General features: G+C 63.5%; 18 protein-coding genes. 8 read left to right on the forward strand and 10 right to left on the reverse strand.

The window, feature by feature from the left end; translation table 11 throughout:
* Positions 1-11: 11 nt before the first annotated feature.
* Positions 12-794 (reverse strand): peptidoglycan-binding domain-containing protein, encoded by a 783-nt coding sequence (locus P9254_RS17575; protein WP_095800168.1) that lies wholly within the window; start codon positions 792-794, stop codon positions 12-14.
* Entirely contained in the window at positions 769-2,511 is a 1,743-nt protein-coding gene (locus tag P9254_RS17580; RefSeq protein ID WP_278056314.1) for a sensor histidine kinase, read from the reverse strand. The genes P9254_RS17575 and P9254_RS17580 overlap by 26 nt, the downstream gene beginning before the upstream one ends.
* Positions 2,512-3,043: 532 nt before the next feature.
* Here P9254_RS17580 and P9254_RS17585 point away from each other — a divergent pair.
* Entirely contained in the window at positions 3,044-3,436 is a 393-nt protein-coding gene (locus tag P9254_RS17585; RefSeq protein WP_278056550.1) for a DUF5330 domain-containing protein, read from the forward strand.
* Between the two features lie 111 nt (positions 3,437-3,547).
* The gene (locus P9254_RS17590) at positions 3,548-3,976 is read left to right on the forward strand and encodes a SufE family protein (protein ID WP_066997661.1); all 429 of its coding nucleotides are present in this window, start codon (positions 3,548-3,550) and stop codon (positions 3,974-3,976) included.
* Between the two features lie 130 nt (positions 3,977-4,106).
* On the opposite strand, the gene P9254_RS17595 is transcribed toward P9254_RS17590, so the two are convergent.
* Positions 4,107-4,535, reverse strand: coding sequence for a MucR family transcriptional regulator (locus tag P9254_RS17595; protein ID WP_067320912.1), 429 nt, complete (start codon positions 4,533-4,535; stop codon positions 4,107-4,109).
* 411 nt (positions 4,536-4,946) lie between these two features.
* Positions 4,947-5,315, reverse strand: a complete 369-nt coding sequence (locus P9254_RS17600) for an SH3 domain-containing protein (RefSeq protein WP_278056313.1) — start codon at positions 5,313-5,315, stop codon at positions 4,947-4,949.
* Between the two features lie 119 nt (positions 5,316-5,434).
* On the opposite strand from P9254_RS17600, the gene P9254_RS17605 reads away from it, so the two are divergent.
* Both P9254_RS17605 and P9254_RS17610 read left to right on the forward strand, forming a co-directional pair.
* Entirely contained in the window at positions 5,435-7,534 is a 2,100-nt protein-coding gene (locus tag P9254_RS17605) for a S9 family peptidase (RefSeq protein ID WP_278056311.1), read from the forward strand.
* A 100-nt stretch (positions 7,535-7,634) separates the two neighbouring features.
* Entirely contained in the window at positions 7,635-8,024 is a 390-nt protein-coding gene (locus tag P9254_RS17610; protein WP_066998147.1) for an SET domain-containing protein, read from the forward strand.
* A gap of 25 nt (positions 8,025-8,049) precedes the next feature.
* Here the strand turns inward: P9254_RS17610 and P9254_RS17615 are convergent, their stop codons facing one another.
* The 5 genes from P9254_RS17615 to P9254_RS17635 all read right to left on the reverse strand — a co-directional run bounded on the left by P9254_RS17615 (position 8,050) and on the right by P9254_RS17635 (position 13,903).
* Positions 8,050-10,644 (reverse strand): AMP-binding protein, encoded by a 2,595-nt coding sequence (locus tag P9254_RS17615; protein ID WP_278056309.1) that lies wholly within the window; start codon positions 10,642-10,644, stop codon positions 8,050-8,052.
* 119 nt (positions 10,645-10,763) lie between these two features.
* On the reverse strand, positions 10,764-11,708 hold the full coding sequence (locus P9254_RS17620) for a cytochrome c (protein WP_278056307.1): 945 nt from the start codon (positions 11,706-11,708) through the stop codon (positions 10,764-10,766).
* Between the two features lie 9 nt (positions 11,709-11,717).
* Positions 11,718-12,155 (reverse strand): c-type cytochrome, encoded by a 438-nt coding sequence (locus tag P9254_RS17625; RefSeq protein WP_067320896.1) that lies wholly within the window; start codon positions 12,153-12,155, stop codon positions 11,718-11,720.
* A 160-nt stretch (positions 12,156-12,315) separates the two neighbouring features.
* Positions 12,316-12,918 carry a superoxide dismutase gene (locus P9254_RS17630; RefSeq protein ID WP_066997682.1) on the reverse strand — a complete coding sequence of 201 codons (603 nt, stop codon included), beginning with the start codon at positions 12,916-12,918 and terminating at the stop codon, positions 12,316-12,318.
* 106 nt (positions 12,919-13,024) lie between these two features.
* Positions 13,025-13,903: a branched-chain amino acid aminotransferase gene (locus P9254_RS17635; protein ID WP_278056305.1), complete on the reverse strand. Its 879-nt coding sequence runs from the start codon at positions 13,901-13,903 to the stop codon at positions 13,025-13,027.
* Between the two features lie 251 nt (positions 13,904-14,154).
* On the opposite strand from P9254_RS17635, the gene P9254_RS17640 reads away from it, so the two are divergent.
* Positions 14,155-14,817: a haloacid dehalogenase type II gene (locus tag P9254_RS17640; protein ID WP_067320889.1), complete on the forward strand. Its 663-nt coding sequence runs from the start codon at positions 14,155-14,157 to the stop codon at positions 14,815-14,817.
* A 171-nt stretch (positions 14,818-14,988) separates the two neighbouring features.
* A complete protein-coding gene (locus P9254_RS17645) occupies positions 14,989-15,804 on the forward strand; it encodes a L,D-transpeptidase (RefSeq protein WP_127246278.1) in 816 nt (271 codons plus the stop codon).
* An 11-nt stretch (positions 15,805-15,815) separates the two neighbouring features.
* Here the strand turns inward: P9254_RS17645 and pdxR are convergent, their stop codons facing one another.
* Complete coding sequence (gene pdxR / locus P9254_RS17650; protein WP_278056303.1) at positions 15,816-17,243, reverse strand: MocR-like pyridoxine biosynthesis transcription factor PdxR; 1,428 nt, start codon at positions 17,241-17,243, stop codon at positions 15,816-15,818.
* 77 nt (positions 17,244-17,320) lie between these two features.
* Between pdxR and P9254_RS17655 the strand changes: the two genes are divergently transcribed.
* Together P9254_RS17655 and P9254_RS17660 are read left to right on the forward strand one after the other, a co-directional pair.
* Complete coding sequence (locus P9254_RS17655) at positions 17,321-17,944, forward strand: FMN-binding negative transcriptional regulator (RefSeq protein WP_278056302.1); 624 nt, start codon at positions 17,321-17,323, stop codon at positions 17,942-17,944.
* Positions 17,945-17,978: 34 nt separating this feature from the next.
* Positions 17,979-18,629: a LysE family translocator gene (locus P9254_RS17660; protein WP_278056300.1), complete on the forward strand. Its 651-nt coding sequence runs from the start codon at positions 17,979-17,981 to the stop codon at positions 18,627-18,629.
* Position 18,630: the final 1 nt, after the last annotated feature.

The following is an 18,630-nucleotide window of genomic DNA, read 5'->3' on the forward strand; positions in this document are numbered from 1 at the left end:
CCGCCGCTCCCTCAGTTTGTCAGGCCGATCTCGCGCATCTTGGCATAGACCACTTCGTCCGGCTCACCGGTTTCGGGCAGGCCGAACAGCGCCTGGAACTCCTTGATCGCAGACTTGGTCCGGGCGCCTACGACGCCGTCGAGCTGCATATCGTCATTGCCGAAGGCCTTCAGGCCAGCCTGGATCTTGACGATGCGGGCGTCGGGGGCCTGCGCTGCGCCGTTGGCCGGAGAGGAGACCGGAATGGCCGCCGGTCCGGCGGCCTGGGCCGCAGCCCTGTCGGCCGGTCTCGGGGCCGGATGCGGAATGGCCGCAGTCGTTTGCCTGGCGCCAAGCTGATCGAGCAGCGCGCCGTCGACATCGCCGGAGGCGGGCAGCCCGACCTTGAGCTGATAGGCCTGGATAGCCTTGCGCGTGGCTGGGCCCGTGAGGCCGTCGACGGTGCCGTCGTAGAAATTGAGGTCCTTCAATATGCCCTGCACCTGCTGGACGACCGGATCGGGCTTGGGAGCGGGCTGCGCCTGCCGCACGATGTTGATGGTGGTCTCCGGCTCATCCGAGACGGCATGCGGGAAATTCTCGATGCTCCTGGTGGCGAAGAAGGCGCCCGTGTGCGGAAAAGGCTGGTACCAGAGCGCGTTGGCCGAAACGTAGAAGAGCGTCACCAGGAAGGCGGTCGAGCCGCCGACCAGAACCGGATTGCGCGAGATCATCTGGCCGACCGCCGCAGCGCTCTCGGCAAGCAAGCCGCGCTCGGGTTCGACCACTTTAGGCCGTCTTGCGGAGCGAGCCATTGCTGTCCCCATTTGCATCCCCCTTCGGCTTTGCAATCGGCACGGGCAGCACGTCGGCCGGCGCGCCCGAGCGCCGCTTCGGTCCGTTCACCGGCAGGCTGATCGTCACCGTCGTGCCTTCGCCCGGGGCGCTCTCGATCGACATCGTGCCCTCGTGCAGCGCCACCAGCCCCTTGACCAGCGACAGGCCGAGCCCGGTTCCCTCGAAGCGGCGCGTATAGTCGTTCTGGATCTGCATGAACGGCTTGCCGAGGTTGGCCATATCCTCGTCGGCGATGCCGATGCCGGTGTCACTCACCCAGAAATGCAGCCGCGAGCCGACCCGCTTGGCGCCGATCACCACGCTGCCGCCGTCAGGTGTGAACTTCACGGCGTTCGAAACGAGATTGATCAGGATCTGCTGCACGGCGCGGCGATCGGCATTGATCTCGCCGGCGTCAGGCGCGATCTGCGCGCCGAGCGCGATGCTCTTGGCCTCCACCAGCGGCCGCATCATCGAGCGGCACATGTCGGCGGCATCGGCGAAGCGGAACGGCTCGAGCTCGGTGGCATAGGCGCCTGCCTCTATGCGCGAGACATCGAGGATTGAGGTGACGACGGACAAAAGATGCTGGCCGGACTCCCTGACCAGGGCGACATATTCCTTCTGGCGCGGATCGCGGAAGGCGCCGAACATCTCGTGCAGCAGCATGTCGGAGAAGCCGATGATGGCATTGAGCGGCGTGCGCAGCTCGTGGCTGACCACCGCCAGGAAACGCCCCTTGGCCACTTCGGCGGCAGCCGCAGCCTCCCTCGCCGTGGCAAGCTCTTCGCGGAGCGCGGCGATCTCGTCATTCTCACGAAGGACGAAGGTGAAGATGTCCTGCTCTCGCGCGCCGCGCAGCAATTCAAGGCGGAACGGGCGGAAATTGTCGGCCGAGCCGCCACCGTCGCGCGGCAAGCGGATGCGCAGGTCGAGCCGGCGCTTCGGCGCGCCCTCGCGCATGTCCGCGAGCGCGGTGAGATAGGCGACGCGATCGGAAAGATGGACGCGCTCGAACAAGCCCGCGCCGAGCAGGAGCTCCGGCGCCAACTTCAGAATGGAACGCGCCTTGGCCGAAGCGTCGAGCACCTCGCCCTGGCGGCCGACGCGCAGCACGACGGCATCGATCGTCTCTTCGAGACGGTCCACCGCAGGCTCAGCCTGACGCGCGTCGGCGGGATTGGCGAAGGCCGCCGCGCGCGGCAGGAGCGTAAGCGCCCAGGCAAGCGGCAGCAGCCAGTGCCAACCGGCGATCGCAGCCTCGCCGAGCGGCAGGAACTGGTTTGCGAAAGGCTGCAGCAGGATGGCGCCGAATGCCGCCAGCGCGCCTGAAATTGCTGCGCGGCGTGACCCGGCGATCCACCAAGACTCGACCGGCAAAGCCACGGCAAGCAGCGCGACCGGCGACGCCAGACCACCCGCCGCGGCAATTGCGCCGGCAAGCGCGAGGCCACCCGTCGCCACCGAGGCACGGCCGGCGAGCGTCATGCGGCCGGTGGCGGCAACCAGAAGCGCTGCGAACCAGCACAGACCGAAAGCGCCGAAGATCGCAGCCACGGTAACGGCGGCGCCCAGACTTGAGGTGACCAGCGTCACCGCCGCACCCGCGGCGAGGAAGGGAGTGGCGAGCATGACGCCGATGAAGCGGCGCTGGCGCTGGCGCTCAGCCTCGTCCGTGACGGTTGGATGAACCATGCGTTCGCAGCCGGCGGCAACCGCGCCAGGCAGAGGAACGTATCTGGCCGTAATCGAACTCAACGCACTCGGACCCGGTCGTGAATTGCCCTGCTTCTGCAGGTGACTCTTGATTGGACTGAAAGTCGCATCCAGCGTTTAAGGAATGGATAAGGCAGGGAAGGCGAGCGCCCCGCCCGCGGCAAATATCGGGACGCCGGCACCCCAAAGCCCGTCGATCTGCCGCCATGGTAAATGGAGCGTTAGCCAGAGCCCGCCTCGCCTGGCCTCCCGAAAACCCAGTGCCGATGCTCGCCCTTTCCAAAATTTTTCTTTTGAAACAGCCGCATAGATGGTTATTTCAAAGTTAATACAGTGGATCAGATTTGAGTTAGATCAATAGCGTGAAACCAATCCTTTCGACTTTATCTAAAATTTGAAGAAAATCCGCGGCTTCGGCGCAAGCCACGCTTCGCGCCTTCGTGCCATTGTCACGTCCATAAAAAGAGGTCATGCCGATGGATGCATGATCCGATCACGACGAGGCATCGAGATGGGCTTTCTGATCAGGATGGCTTTCTGGTTTTCGCTGGTGCTCTTGGCGCTGCCGCTCAGCGTCGGCCCCGACGAGGATGGCCGCGAGGCGGTCGGGCCGATCCAGGCGCTGTTTGCGGCGCGCGAGGCGGTCGGCGACATTGCCGGCATCTGCGAGCGCAAGCCGGATGTTTGCGAGACCGGCAAATCGGCCATGCACACCATCACCGTGCGCGCCAAAGAGACAGCCAAGATCGCCGCCGCCATGCTTGATGACCAGCAGTCGGAAAAGACGGCCGCGCCCGCTGCGAAGGTAGCGCAGACGTCTGGCGAGACCACCGACAGCGTCGCCGAGGACATCGTGCTGCCCACCAAGGTCAACATTCCGGCGATGCTGACGGCGAAAAACTGAGATTGCTTTTTCTGGAAATGCTCTAACGCCGCGGGCCCGCCCGACCTCTCGACGCCCGCGGCGTCTTTCTTTTTCCGTGACGTGGCGGCGCCGGGTCACTATATGCGGGCAATGACGACCTCGATCGAAACGATCCGCGACGATTTCTCCCTGCTCGACGAGTGGGAGGACCGCTACCGCTATGTGATCGAGCTCGGCGAGGCGCTGCCTCCGTTTCCCGAGGCGGAACGCACACCGGCCAACAAGGTGCCGGGCTGCGTCAGCCAGGTGTGGCTGACCACCGAGCAGGGAGAAGGCGTCGATCCGGTGGTCAGCTTTCGCGGCGATTCCGACGCCCACATCGTGCGCGGCCTTGTCGCCATCATGCTGGCGCTGTTCTCGGGCCGGCCGGCCAGTGAAATCCAGAACACCGATGCGGAAGTGACGCTGAAAGAACTCGGCCTCGACGAGCATCTGTCGCCGCAGCGCGCCAACGGCCTTCGCTCAATGGTCAAGCGCATCAAGCGCGACGCCGAAGCCGCCTTGAAGCAAACCGCCTGACTCTACCCAAGCCCGGCAAAAAGCCGCACTGCGGCGGGTTCACCCGTTCGCAGCAAGACATCCCTGAAATACCTCAAAAGCAAAACGGCGCCCCCCGGGCGCCGTCGCTTTTGCCGACCTGCGGAAGCTGCTACCGGCGACCCTTGGGCTTGCGGCCGAGGCCCATCTTCTTGGCCAACTGCGAACGGGCGGCTGCGTAGTTGGGAGCAACCATCGGATAGTTGGCGTCCAGGCCCCACTTCTCGCGGTATTCTTCCGGGGTGAGATTGTAATGTGTCATAAGGTGGCGCTTCAGCGACTTGAACTTCTTGCCGTCTTCGAGACAGACGATGTAGTCGTCATGCACGGAGCGCTTCGGGTTGACGGCCGGCTTCTGCTTCTCGGCCGAAGGCTGCTCCGTCGTGCCGCCGACGCGGCCGAGCGCGGCATGGACGTCGGCAATCAGGTTCGGCAGTTCGCCGACCGGCACCGGGTTGTTGCTGACATAGGCCGCGACGACATCGGCAGTCAGCTCGATTAGCGCGTCCCCATTCCTTGAAGGTGTTTCGACGATATCCATTGTGCTCAGGCCCCAACGAGAGTTTGTTTTCTAGACTGCGCCCTTTTTCTGGATCGGGCATCGCGCGAAATTCATGCAGGCAAACCCTGCGATTCGCGTCGCGTCATCTTAATGACCCTGTGCTGCAAGTAAGTCAATTCACCTATTGAATTATATTCGGCGATATTCATCAAATATTGCCGATTCAGCTTCAAAAATTCGTGTGCCGTGTAACTTAGCGAGATTTTTCTGGCCGGACCAGTGCAGCCTGACGTGGCGCCAAGCACGCTTTTACACCTCTGGTCGCGTCAAAACAGGTTCTTTATGCTTGGCTAAACTAATGTTTGGCCGCCCGGTGAGCGAAGAATCCTATGGATCATGGCGCGGACATTCATCCTCGCGTCGAACAGCCAAGTCGCCTCGACGAACCTCTCAGTGGGGTTTGATGTACTTGCCGTAGACCCAGCCGGTAACAAAATGACCGTTCTGCGCCGGATCGTGCCAGACCTCGCACCAGCGGTAGCGGATCGCCTGCCGCTGCTTCCAGTGCGGTTGGCCGGCAATGTCGAGCAGATCTATCCCGCCCGTGCAACGGCCGGTCATCTGCAAGACAGTGCCATTCGGATAGGCCGCCTGTCTTTGCGATGTGTTTGACGGATACTTGCGCGCGTTGAGCGTGTCGCCGAACGGCACGCCAGCCACTTGCCAGGCCGCGAACACGGTTGCATGAGACTGGCCGGAAAAGGCCAGGACCGCCGAAGCGACAGCGAAAGCCACGGCGGCTCGAACATAGGATTTCATCTTTTCCCCTTTCGACTTACCTTGTGTAGACCACCTTGAACCCCGCCCTTTGAACCGCTGCTGAGCGACGCGTTCATTCGCCATTCAAGCAAATTTCAGGCAATCCACAGCGAGACGCAATGACCAGAACCTCCGTCTTCCCGACCGCCATCCCGCCGCGGCCCGAGAAACGCCTCATCTTCGACGTTCATCACGGCATCACCCGCACCGACGACTACGCCTGGATGCGGGCCGCCAACTGGCAGGCGATGTTCAGGGACCCTGCACTGCTCGACGGCGCGATCCGCGCTCATCTCGAGGCCGAGAATGCCTACCAGGCAACGCTGATGGCCGACACGGCCGAGCTGCGCCGCAAGCTGTTCGCCGAGATGAAGGGGCGCATCAAGGAGGACGACTCCACCGTGCCGATGAAGGACGGTCCCTACGCCTATGGCTCGTCGTTCAAGCTCGGCGGCGAGCAACCGCGCTACTTCCGCACGCCGCGTGATGGCGGCATTGAGGAGATCCTGCTCGACGGCGATGCGGAAGCCGAAGGCAAGCCCTATTTCCGTCTTGGCGGATTCGACCATTCGGCCGACCATCGCAAGCTGCTCTGGGCTTTCGACGACAAGGGCTCGGAGTTCTTCGCGCTGCGCGTGCGGGACATCGCCAGCGGCAAGGAACTCACCGATCAGATCCCGGACACAGGTGGCGGCGGCGTGTGGAATGCCGGAGACGACGGCTTTTTTTACACCCGCCTCGACGACAGCCACCGCCCGTCAAAAGTGTTCTTCCACGCGCTTGGCGACAGTCCGGACAACGACCGACTGATTTACGAAGAGACAGATGCCGGCTTCTTCATGGATGTCAGCGGCACGCGTTCCAACGACTGGATCATGATCGGCATCAACGATCATGAAACCTCCGAATACCGGCTTCTGCGCGCCGACGAGCCGTTCGCCGAGCCGAAGCTGGTGGCGGCGCGCGAGACCGGCCTGCAATATGACCTGGAGGAAGGTGGTGACGTCTTTTTCATCCTCACCAATGCCGACGGCGCCAAGGACTTCAAGATCATGACCGCGCCGGTCGAAGATCCGGTGCAGGCCAACTGGAAGGAACTGGTGCCGCACGAGCCCGGCCGGCTGATCCTGTCGGTGCTCGGCTTCAGGCACCACATGGTCAGGCTGGAACGCAAGGAGGGCCTGCCGCGCATCGTGGTGCGCGATCGGGCAAACGGCGAGGAGCACCTCATTGCCTTCGACGAGGAGGCCTTCTCGCTCGGCCTTTCCGGCTCCTACGAATACGACACCGAAGTCATGCGCTTCACCTATTCGTCGATGACGACACCGGCACAGGTGTTCGACTACAACATGCGCAGCCGCGAGCGCGTTCTCTTGAAGACGCAGGAGGTGCCATCGGGCCACGATCCGGAGCATTATGTCACGCGCCGGCTGATGGCGCCGGCTGCCGACGGCGAGCTGGTGCCGATCTCGCTGATCCACCATCGCGACACGCCGCTTGATGGCTCGGCGCCCTGCCTGCTCTACGGCTACGGCTCCTATGGCATCACGGTTCCCGCCGCATTCAACACCAATTGCCTGTCGCTGGTCGACCGCGGCTTCGTCTACGCCATTGCCCATGTGCGCGGCGGCAAGGACAAGGGCTACGGCTGGTATGACGACGGCAAGCGTCGGCACAAGATGAACACCTTCACCGATTTCATCGCCTCAGCGCGCCATCTCGTGGCCGAGCGCTACACGTCGCACGATCGCATCGTCGCGCAGGGCGGCTCGGCCGGCGGCATGCTGATGGGGGCGATCGCCAACATGGCACCCGAAAGCTTCGGCGGCATCGTCGCCGAGGTGCCGTTCGTCGACGTGCTCACCACCATGCTCGACGCCAGCCTGCCGCTGACGCCGCCGGAATGGCCCGAATGGGGCAATCCGATCGCCTCGGCCGAGGACTACGGGACGATCGCTGCCTATTCGCCCTACGACAATGTCGCGGCGCTCGACTATCCGCCGATCCTGGCGCTGGCAGGTCTGACCGACCCACGCGTCACTTATTGGGAGCCGGCCAAATGGGTGGCGCGGCTGCGCGACCGCAAGGCGGGCGACAATCCGGTGCTGTTCAAGATCAACATGGAGTCCGGCCATGCCGGCGCCTCGGGCCGGTTCTCGCGCCTGGAGGAGATCGCGTATATCTACGCCTTTGCGTTGAAAGTGACCGGCAAGGCCTGATTTTTCCCTCGCAATCGCGAGCACCTCGCGCTACGCAATGCGCCTCGTTTTTGGTCGCGGCCGGTTCGGGCCGCGCCATCCGTCATTCGCAGGGTTCGTCATGCTGCTCGTCGACGTCTATCTCGACAAATCGCCCATCCAGGGCATCGGTGTCTTCGCCAAACACCGCATTCCAAAGGGCACGTTGATCTGGAAGCTCGATCCAAGATTCGACCGCCGCATTTCGGTCGACACTTATGAGAACGAAAGCGGCCCGGTGAAGTCCTACCTCGATCGGTACTCCTATCCGGACAGGCGCGACCGGAATTATATCGTCTTCGAGGCGGACGATGCGCGCTACATGAACCATGCCGACGAGCCGAACTGCGACGTCTCCTCGCCGGAGGAAACCTACGCGCTGCGCGACATCGCGCCCGGCGAGGAACTGACCTGCGACTACAACCACTTCTTCGAAAACGGCTTCGATTTTTTGGGCGACCGCCACGCGTAATCGGAGCGACCGCGGTCGAAGCGTCTCACGCCGAGAGCAATTCCGGCAAGCGCTCCATGGCCAATCTGCCGCGCAGGTGTCGGATGGCGGCCAAGGCTTTGCCGGCGATGACGCCTAAAGCGACGCCGCCGGCGATCGCAAGCAGTTGGAAGCCTGGAGCCGGGAGCCAGCCTGCGACAGGTGCCATCAAAAGCTCCGGGACGAAGCGATGGACCAAGTAGATCGGGAAAGCCGCGACGGCGACCTGCGTAACCGCCCGCCCCACCCCAGCAGGCAGGCGAACACGCGGCAGGTAAAGAAGAGCCGAGAGCGCCGCGAAGATCGTCAAATACTTGACCGTCGTCCCCAGCCAGACCAACTCGCAAAAGGCTAGATACCCCAATACGGCAGTGGCAAATGCGGTCACGAGGAGTTTTCTGGCGGGAGTGTCGGCCAAACCGGCGCACCAGCCGAAGACCGCAAGGTGGAAGACCCAGTAGATCGCGAAGATCTGGCGGCTGCCTAAGTCCACGAACAATGGGACTGCAAAGCGCGCAGCGGCGGCAAACGCCAATAGTCCGATCGAGAAGGCAAAGGGTCGAGCCTGGGCGAGCTTGCGTAGAACCGGAACGGCAAAGGCGAGGGCGAAGACCAACAGCGTCTGCGCATAGGCCTCGATGAACCAGTAGAGATACGGGATCATCTCGTGACGTTCCGGTTCGGCATAGCCGAAGTTGCCGGTAAGGGTCATCGAGGCCCAAGGGATCGCCTGCCAGGCGAGGGAGTAAGCGGCGACTATGAGAAAATAAGGGATCAGGACGCTAATCGCAGGTTTCAGCGCGTGCCGGATCCGACCGGCAAGCAAATGGACCGACTGAAAACGCGCAAGGCTGTAGCCGACAAGCAGCATCATGATGCCGGAGCCGCCCGGGATAGGCCACAGGGTCTCGTGATGCACGACCACCAGCAGGATGGCGAAGGCCCTCAGCACGATATCGACAGGCGTCTCGTTTGCCTGGTCCCGCATGAAAGACCGTTTCGCCGAATAAAGATTTGTCAGGTCTCCAACGCTTAGTCGTTCCCAGCCGTCCGGCAGTTCCAAGCCGAGCCGTTCGAGTTCCAGAGCCAATTGCAAAAAGCGAAGAGAATCTCCGCCGAGCGAGACAAAGCTGTCAGCGCGGCCGACCGGAAGCGGATAGAACACGCGGGCATAGGCTCCGGGCACGCCGCCACGTTCGCGGATTTCCGCCCGTCCCAGCAACATCTCGCGTTGCAGGCAGCCATAGTCGATCTTGCCCGAGGCTATCCTGGGAAGGTCGACACGCGTCGAAACTCGAACCAGATTGGCGGGCAAGCGGCTGACTTCGGCCAGGATACGCTGTGCCCGGCCTGCCGAGCCGGCGCCGGTCACATAGGCTTCTAGGCCTCGATCGTCGCCGAGCACCGCGGCCGCAATGCCCGCCCGCTCCAGGGCCCGCTCCATGATATCGAAGCCGATCCTGAGGCCGGCAATCTTGGCAAAGCGGCTCTTGCGCCCGACGATGCGGAAGAAACCTTGCTCGTCCTGGACGGCAATATCGCCGGTGTTCAGGATCTCGACCTCAGCCCCGCGCGCCAGATCACAACGCTGCTCGGCGTAACCCATCATGACGTTCGGGCCGCGATAGACAAGTTCTCCCGGGATGCCCGAGCGGTTGACCGGCTCCCCCCTGTCGTCGACAAGGCCGAGGCTGCCGCCTGGGATGGCGACGCCGATCCGCTCCTCCCGGTCGGACAGGCTCTCCGGCGGCACGAAGGCGATACGCGCTGTCGCCTCGGTTTGACCATACATGACGAAGAAACGCCCACCCGCGGCGCGCAAATGATCCCTGTACAGGCGGATGACGTCGGGGCTGAGCTGTCCACCCGCCACCGTCATCATGCGCAAACCCTTGAGCTTATTGTCGCGGAAACGCATCCGTTCCAGGAGTTCGTAGGAATACGGGACGCCGGACAGATTGGTGCAGCCACCGTCGGCGATTATCTGGAGGAAATCGCCGTCCATGGCCGAAACACCGGGGAAGAGGATGCTGCCGCCGGCAATCAGATGCGAATTGAGAACCGACAGTCCGTAGGAATAATGCAGCGGCAGCATGAGAGCGGCCCTGTCGGCGGACGAGAGTTCGAGATAGGTCGTTATCGCGCGCGCATTGGCTTCGAGATTGGCATAGGAGAGCCTGACCGCCTTGGCGTCGCCCGAGCTGCCGGACGTCATCAGCAGCAGCGCGAGATCGGGATGCAGCGGCTCAATGTTCCTCGCGGGCCAGGCTTCCTTCACGATACGCCAGCGGCCATCGGCTCGGCGATAGGTGAAATCCGGCTGGAAGGCTGCCAGGAAATCGTCCCAGACCCTTTTGTCGCAAGGCGGCAGCATGGCCACCGCATGACCCGCCCGCAGGGCTCCAAGATAGGCGACGACCGCATGCTCGGAGGGTTCCGCTGAGATAGCGACGAGCTGCTTTCCCTTATCCCCCAGCCGCGTGGCGAAGTGCTGCGCAAGGTCGTCAAGCTCCGCATAAGACAGGCTGCGCCCGTCGGCGAAGAGAAGTGCTGCGCGCTGCTCGCCACGGGCGAATTCAGACACAAGGTCGAGAGAGTGCATGGGCAAGGCTTCGGTCCGCCTGGAAACTGGCCGAAGCGCGTATGATACATGACTATTAAAGTCAACTAATATGGACTTGAGACATCACAGGCAGATCGCATCGAGCCGATATGCATCGGTCAGCTCGCCGGCTTGCGCGCCGGATAGCCGTTGGGATGCGGCGGGACGGCCTTCAAATAGGCCGCGATCGCGGCGCGGTCATCGGCCGTCAACTGAGCTATGTTGCGCTGCACGTCGACCATGGCACCGCCGACGGAATCGAAATCCGGCGTGAAGCCGGTTTCGAGATAGTTGGCGATGTCGGCCTCCGACCAGTCCTTCGTGCCGCCCTGCGGGGTGATATTGGGCACCACGCCCGAGCCCTCGGCGGCCACGGCTCCCGCCAGCCATTCGGCCTTCTTGACGCCGCCGGCAAAGTCGCGCGGCGTGTGGCATTCGCCGCAATGCCCGGGGCCCTCGACCAGATAGCGGCCGGCCAGCACCTTGTCGGGCGCGCCCCCGGGCAAGGCAATGACCGGTTCAGGGCTGACATAGAGCCGCTTCCAGAGACCAATGCCGCGACGGATGTTGAAGGGGAAGGAGAGTTTGTGGCCGGGCGCCTTGCCGGCGACCGCCGGCAGCGTCTTCATAAAAGCATAGAGGTCGGCGACATCGGCCGGCTTCATGCGAGCATAAGAGGCATAAGGGAAGGCCGGATAAAAATGCTCGCCGGAGGGCGAAACGCCCTTCAGTATCGCATTGGCGAAGTCCTCCTCGCTCCAGGCGCCGATGCCGTCCTTTTGATCCTGCGAGATGTTGGGCGGTACGAAGGTGCCGAACGGCGTCTTCAGCTCCAGCCCGCCGGCAAGCTCCAGGCGGGCATCACCCTTGGATCCCGGTTTGGCGTGGCAGGATGTGCAGCCGCCGGCAAAGAAGATGCGCTTGCCTTTCGCAGCATCACCGGGGCCAAGCTGCGCGACGGTCGCGGCATCAAGCCTGACGGGCGCAGACAACGCCCAGCCGGCGAGCGCGCCGGCGCCGCCCAGCACGATGACGGCGCCGACGAGCTTCTTCAGCCACGCCATATCAGGCGATCAGCCCTTCTTGATCCTGTAGGTCTCATGACAGGTGCCGCAGTCGCCGCCGATGGTGTTGAGCTGCGCCTTGAGCGCATCGACATCGGCCGGCGGCGAAGCCACTGCCGCCTTGACGTCGGCCAGGAACTTGTCCCCGGCCGCCTTGAAGCCTGGCATGTCTTCCCAGATCTTCGGCGCCGCCGTGGTGTCGCCCTTGTCGCTGCCGGCCGGGAAAAGTTTCTCGGCATCGAATTTTTCGGCGTTCGCCTCCAGCGCCTTTAGCGCCGTCAGCACAGCGGCGGCGTCGAAAGCCTCCTCGCCTTTGACGACCTTGGACAACTGGCCGGCGAGCTTGCCGCGTTCCTTCATCAGGGCCTGGCGATCCTTGATCGGGTCGGCATAAGCGGCCGAGCCGGCAAAAGCGAGCAAAGAGATGGCGATGACAAGCTTTCTCATTCAATTGGCTCCATGGTGAAGAGAGTTCGCGACTAGACGTTAACGGGCGATGCAGTGGAATTATTCCCTCCGCGCCGCAACGATTTTCTTGACTGGAATTGCCCTCCTGCGCCGGCAAAAGAAAAGCCCCGGTCATGCCGGGGCTTTTCGGAAGGGTCGATCAAGCTTTCGCCTTCTCGTAGAGTTCCAGGACATAATCCCAGTTGATCAGGCTGTCGACGAAGGCTTCGAGATATTTCGGCCGCGCGTTGCGGTAGTCGATGTAATAGGAGTGCTCCCACACGTCGACGCCGAGGATCGGCGAAGCGCCATGAACCAGCGGGTTCTCGCCATTGGGGGTCTTCGAGATCGCGAGCTTGCCGTCCTTGACCGAAAGCCATGCCCAGCCGGAGCCGAACTGGGTGGTGCCGGCGGCGACGAAGTCCGCCTTGAACTTGTCGTAGCCGCCGAGATCGGCATCGACGGCCTTCTGCAGCGCGCCCGGCAGCTTGTTGCCGCCGCCGCCCTTCTTCATCCATTTCCAGAAATGGATATGGTTGTAGTGCTGGGCGGCATTGTTGAAGAGCCCGGCATTCTTGCCGAAGGACTGTTTCACGACCTCTTCGACCGACAGGTCGCCCATTCCGGCCTCGGCGGCCAGCTTGTTGCCGTTGTCGACATAGGCTTTGTGGTGCTTGTCGTGGTGATACTCCAGCGTCTCCTTCGACATGTAAGGCTGCAAGGCCTCGTAGTCGTAGGGCAAAGCGGGCAACTCAAAAGCCATGGATGGTACTCCCTCAGGAAAAGTCCGGTGAAACTACCGGACTAAGATAGGTCTGGAATGGGTTGGGACAACTCCGGAACGAAGCGCCGAACGCCTTTTTATCCGCTCAGGCGGCGGAAGTCGAATGCGCCCAATCCCAATAGAGCTCGCGCGCCTTCTTGGCGACCGGTCCAGGCTGAATGCTACGGTCCTCGATGCGCGTGATCGGCACCACCTTCGAATGGTTGCCGGTCGAGAAGATCTCGTCCGCCTCGAGGAAATCGCGGATCGACAGCGTCCTCTCGGTGGTCCTGAAACCATAGTCGCCGAGCAGGTTGATCGTGCGCGAGCGGGTGATGCCGGAGAGGAAGGTGCCGTTCGCGGCGGGCGTCATCACATGGCCGTCCTTGACCAGGAAGATGTTGGAGGTGCCAGTCTCGGCGACATTGCCCAGCATATCGAGCACCAGCGCGTTGTCGAAGCCGCGCATCTTGGCCTCGAGGATGGCGCGGCCGTTGTTGGGATAGAGGCAGCCTGCCTTGGCGTTGGTCGGCATGGTCTCGATCGTCGGCCGCCGGAACGGCGAGACGCCGATCGAAAAGCCCGAAGGCGGAATCATCGGCGCTTCGTAGAGGCAGAGACAGAAGCGGGTCGAGGACGGGTCGGCCGGCACGCCCATATAGCCGCCATGCTCGGCCCAGTACATCGGCCTGATATAGACGGCGGTCTTGCCGTCGAATTTCTTCAGGCCGTCCCAGGTCAGCCCGACGATCTGCTCCGTCGTCATGGAAGGCTTCAGGCCGAGCGCGATCGCCGAGGCGTTGACGCGGCCGGCGTGACGATCGAGATCGGGCGCCACGCCTTCGAACCAGCGGGCGCCGTCGAAGACGCTGGTGCCCAGCCACATGGCGTGGCTGCGCGGTCCCAGAATGGCAACATTGCCCTCGTACCAGTCGCCGTCCACATAGGTCCATGTCGCGGACTGCGCCGCCGCCGCCAGTGTCATCGTTTGCCGTCCGTATGGATGAGTTCCGGCCGCCATAGGACGACGCTTTGACGGCCGGCGTCAACCGACATCGGAAAAAATCCTTGAGGCCAGAGGCACTTAAAGCACGGCGCACGGAAAGGGATGGGCCATGTGTGTTGGGTTCTTGTGTTATGCGATCCTTTCCGAAAACCGCTGCCCACTTTTGGGCGACATGCATTAACCGCAATCAGCGCTTGCGCGGCAGGGCCGGGCGCCGCAAAACTCTTCCTATGCACCATGCAGCCTATGTCTTCGACGCCTATGGCACGTTGTTCGACGTGCACGCCGCCGTGCGCCGCCATGCGGGCGAGATCGGGCCGGACGGCCAGCTTCTCTCCGAAATCTGGCGCGCCAAGCAGCTCGAATATTCCTGGGTGCGGACGCTGATGGGCGCCTATGCCGATTTCTGGCAACTGACCGAGCAGGCGCTGGACTTCGCGCTGCGCAAGGTGCCGTCGGCCGATCCGGCGCTCAGGGCAAGGCTGCTGGAAGCCTATTGGCGGCTCGACTGCTATCCGGAGGTGCCGGCGGTATTGAAGGCGCTGAAAGCAGCGGGAGCGAAGCTCGCAATCCTGTCCAACGGCTCGCCGGAAATGCTGCGGGCGGCGGTGAAATCGGCCGCCCTCGACCAGATCCTGGACGACGTCTTCTCGGTCGACGAGATCAAGCGCTTCAAGACCGATCCTTCGGTCTACGACATGGTGGTCACTGGCTGGCGGCTCTATCCGGGGGCGGTGTCGTTCCAGTCCTCCAACCGCTGGGACGTCGCGGGCGCCGCCAGGTTCGGCTTCCGCACCGTCTGGATCAATCGCGCCAATCAGCCAGACGAATACCGGGATTTTCCGCCGGGGCTGATCCTGCCCTCGCTCGAAGGCCTTCTGGCAGGGGTTTGAGGTGCTGTTGCTGCCGCGCAACAGATGTGTCGCGGTCACAGCTTCGCCTTTGTTTGTCCACCCTGAGGCCAGAATTGGAACCGCCTATCACCGCCGACTGTTATTGCAGCTGTCGGCGCCGGCCAGCGGATTCATGCATTCTTGCGAATTCAAGACCTAGAAAAGGCAACCATGTCAGACGCTTCCTTCCGCATCAGCCGCCGTGGCTTCCTCAATCTCACGGCCCTTGGCGCTGCTTCGGCGATTTCCGCCTGCTCCACCACCGGTCCTCGCCCGGCAGCCGTGCAGCCGGCGCCGGCCTCCGTGGAGCCGCCGCTCGGCGACTACGCCACCATATATGGGCCGATGTCCGACAACGGCTTCGACCTGCCGGCCATCCCGGTAAACAAGATCGATCACAGATATTTGCGCCAGATCGTTCCCGATCCGACCGGACAGCGCCCGGGCACCATCGTCGTCGATACCACCAACCACTTCCTCTATCTGGTGCGTGAGGGTGGCCAGGCGATCCGCTACGGCGTCGGTCTCGGCCGCGCCGGCTTCGAATGGTCGGGCGATGCGGTGGTGCAATGGAAGCAGAAGTGGCCGAAATGGACGCCGCCGGACGAGATGGTCGCGCGCCAGCCGGAACTGACGGAATACAGCGCCAAGAACGGCGGTATGCCCGGCGGGCTCAAGAACCCGCTCGGGGCGCGTGCGCTCTACCTCTTCAAAGGCAACCAGGACACGCTCTATCGTCTGCACGGGTCGCCGGAATGGTGGTCGATCGGCAAGTCGGTCTCATCGGGCTGCGTGCGCCTGATCAACCAGGACATCATCGACCTCTATGACCGCGTGCCCAACAAGACGCCGGTCGTTGTCACAGCAGATGTTGGCCAGCCGATGGCCGATATGCCCGAGCGCCGGGCCATTCCGATCGACAACGGCGTGCCGGACGACTCTGTCCTGCTGGGGCCGGTGCCGCAGGAGAGTGACGAGATCTTTTGATCCGGCGTTCGTCAGCGGTGCTTGGCGAGGATGTCCGCCAGCACCGCAACGCCGCGGCGCAACGCCTCCGCGTCGAGACCAGCATATCCCATGATGAAGCCCGTCGTTTCGGGCCGCCGCTCGGCCGGATCATAGAGCGGCGATACCGGATAGAGGCCGATCCCCGCAGCACGTGCGTCGGCTATGATCGCCGGCTCGCATCCAGAATCGATGCCGTTCAACCAGGCCACGACGTGCAGGCCCGTGTCGGCCCCAGCAACAGTCACCTTTGGCCCGATATGATCGGCCAGCGCCCGCAGCAGGACCTCTCTGCGTTCGGCATTTTTCCTGCGGATGCTGCGGACGTGGCGCTCGTAAGCGCCGCTCGTCAGCAGGTCGGCCAATACGTCCTGCTCCAGCATCGGAGCATGCCGGTCGGTCAGGCGCTTTGCCTCGCTGAAGGCTCGACGCAGGCCGGCGGGGACGACGAGATAACCGAGCCGCAAGGTGGGCGAGAGCGTTTTGGACAGCGTGCCGACATAGATGACCGAGCCTGGATCGAGCGTCTGCAGAGGCGGGATGGGGGCTATGTCGTGGCGGTATTCGCCGTCGTAATCGTCTTCGACGACATAGGCGCCTGATGCCGTGGCCCAGGCCAGGAGGGAATGCCGCCGCGCCGCCGAAAGCACGCCGCCGAGCGGAAACTGGTGCGATGGCGTGACGTAAGCCAGACGGGCCGGCGGCAGCGCATCCGTCCTTAGCCCGTCAGCGTCGACCGCAACTGGCACGGCGACGCCGCCCGCGGCCGTGAAGGCATGGCGGGCCAGCAGATAGCCCGGATTCTCGATCACGAACGGGTCGCCGGAGTCGAGCAGCAGCCGCGCGCAGAGGTCGAGCCCTTGCTGGGAGCCGTTGACGATGGCGATCTGGTCCGGCGCGCAGTTGATGCCGCGTGCGCGCCAGAGATAGGTTTGAAGGGCGCTGCGAAGAACAAGCGATCCCTGCGGGTCGCCATAGCGCAACCGTGCGCCGCGCCGCAGAATGGCTTTGTTCGAGGCCCGTCGCCAAGCCAGGACCGGGAAGTCCGCCCCGGACAGGTCGCCATAGCGGAAATCCGCAACCTTGGCCGGCTGCTGTTCCACCGGCGAAGGCAGAGCCAGCAGCCTGCGCGCGAACGTCGAGAGGTTGCGTGGCGAGGCAGCCGCGATGGAAGCCGCCCCTGACGGCCTCTCCAGTCCCGGAGCCACGATGGCACGCGCGCCCTGCCGGATGATCAGATAGCCTTCGGCGTCGAGCTGGTTGTAGGCCGCCGTCACCGTGGTTCGCGACGCGCCCCATTCGGCGGCAAAGGCCCGCGACGACGGCAGCCGATCGCCGGGCCGGTAAACGCCGCTATGGATCTGCGCCTTGATCGCCGCGATGATCCGGCGCGCCACGCCTTCCTGTTCCAACTGGACCACCGAAAACCTGCAAAACTGGATGTTCCAAGCAAACCAGCTTGCCGGCATCTTTAAATGCAATGCAAGGAGTTTTCGCCATGTACATTCCGCCCGCCTTCCGCGATGACGACAGGGAGAGCCTCATGGCGACGATCCGCGCGGCACGGCTGGCGACGCTGGTCACCGCCACGGCGGAAGGACCGCAGGCGACGCCATTGCCGCTCTTGCTCAACGAGAGCGAGGGCGAGCATGGCACGATCTACGGCCATGTCGCGAAGGCAAATCCGCAGTGGCGCGCACCGGTGCTGGGCGATGGCCTGGCGATCTTCATGGGCCCCGACGCCTACGTGACGCCGGCCTGGTACCAGACCAAGCAGGAGACCGGAAAGGTAGTGCCGACTTGGAACTACCTGGCCGTTCATGCCTATGGGCCGATCGACTTCTTCGAGGACGCCGACAGGCTGCTCGAGATCGTCACGCGCCTGACCAATCTCCACGAAGGCGGACGCCCCTCGCCTTGGTCCGTATCGGATGCGCCGCCGGATTTCATCCAGGCGCAACTCAAAGGCATTGTCGGCTTGCGCATGCCGATCACGCGGCTCCAAGGCAAGCGCAAGATGAGCCAGAACCGCAACGCGGCCGATCGCGCCGGTGTCGCCACTGGTCTAGCAGCGAGCGACCGGCCTTCGGATCGCGACTTCGCCCAACTGATCCCGTCTTGACATCCGACCCAGTCCAATTGCCAGCGAGCCGATCATGCCGGACCTGACACAATTCGCCTTGTACTTCGCCGCGGCGCTGCTGCTCGCCATCACGCCCGGACCGGGCATCTTCTATGTCGCCGCGCGCACCCTGGCCGGAGGCCGCGCTGAAGGCATCGCCTCCAGTTTCGGGACAGGCCTGGGCGGCATGGTTCATGTGCTTGCCGGAAGCCTGGGCGTTTCAGCCCTCGTGCTCGCGAGCGCCGAACTCTTTACGGCGCTGAAGTTGATCGGCGCCGTCTACCTCGTCTGGCTCGGCTTGCGCACCTTCCAGTCCGCCCGCCGCGAGGCAAAGACAAAACTGGAAGGTGGCGCGCCGACGCCTGCGGTCGGCGTTGGCCGCGCGTTTCGCGAAGGGGTGCTGGTCGAGACGTTGAATCCGAAGACGGCCGCCTTCTTCCTGGCCTTCATTCCGCAATTCCTGGATCTCGGCGCCGGCCACGTCGCCTTGCAGTTCATGGCCCTCGGTTTCGTGTCGGTGACGCTCAACACGCTGGCCGATGTCGTGGTGGCATTCGCGGCCGGCCGCATCAGGGATGGCGCGGCAGGCCGGTCCGGCATGATACGTCGGCTCCGGGAGGCGTCCGGCGGCGCGATGATCGCGCTGGGCATCGGCCTTGCCGTAGCCAAGCGCCCTGCCCTCTGAT

Source organism: Mesorhizobium sp. WSM4983, from assembly GCF_029625765.1.
Lineage (GTDB): Bacteria > Pseudomonadota > Alphaproteobacteria > Rhizobiales > Rhizobiaceae > Mesorhizobium.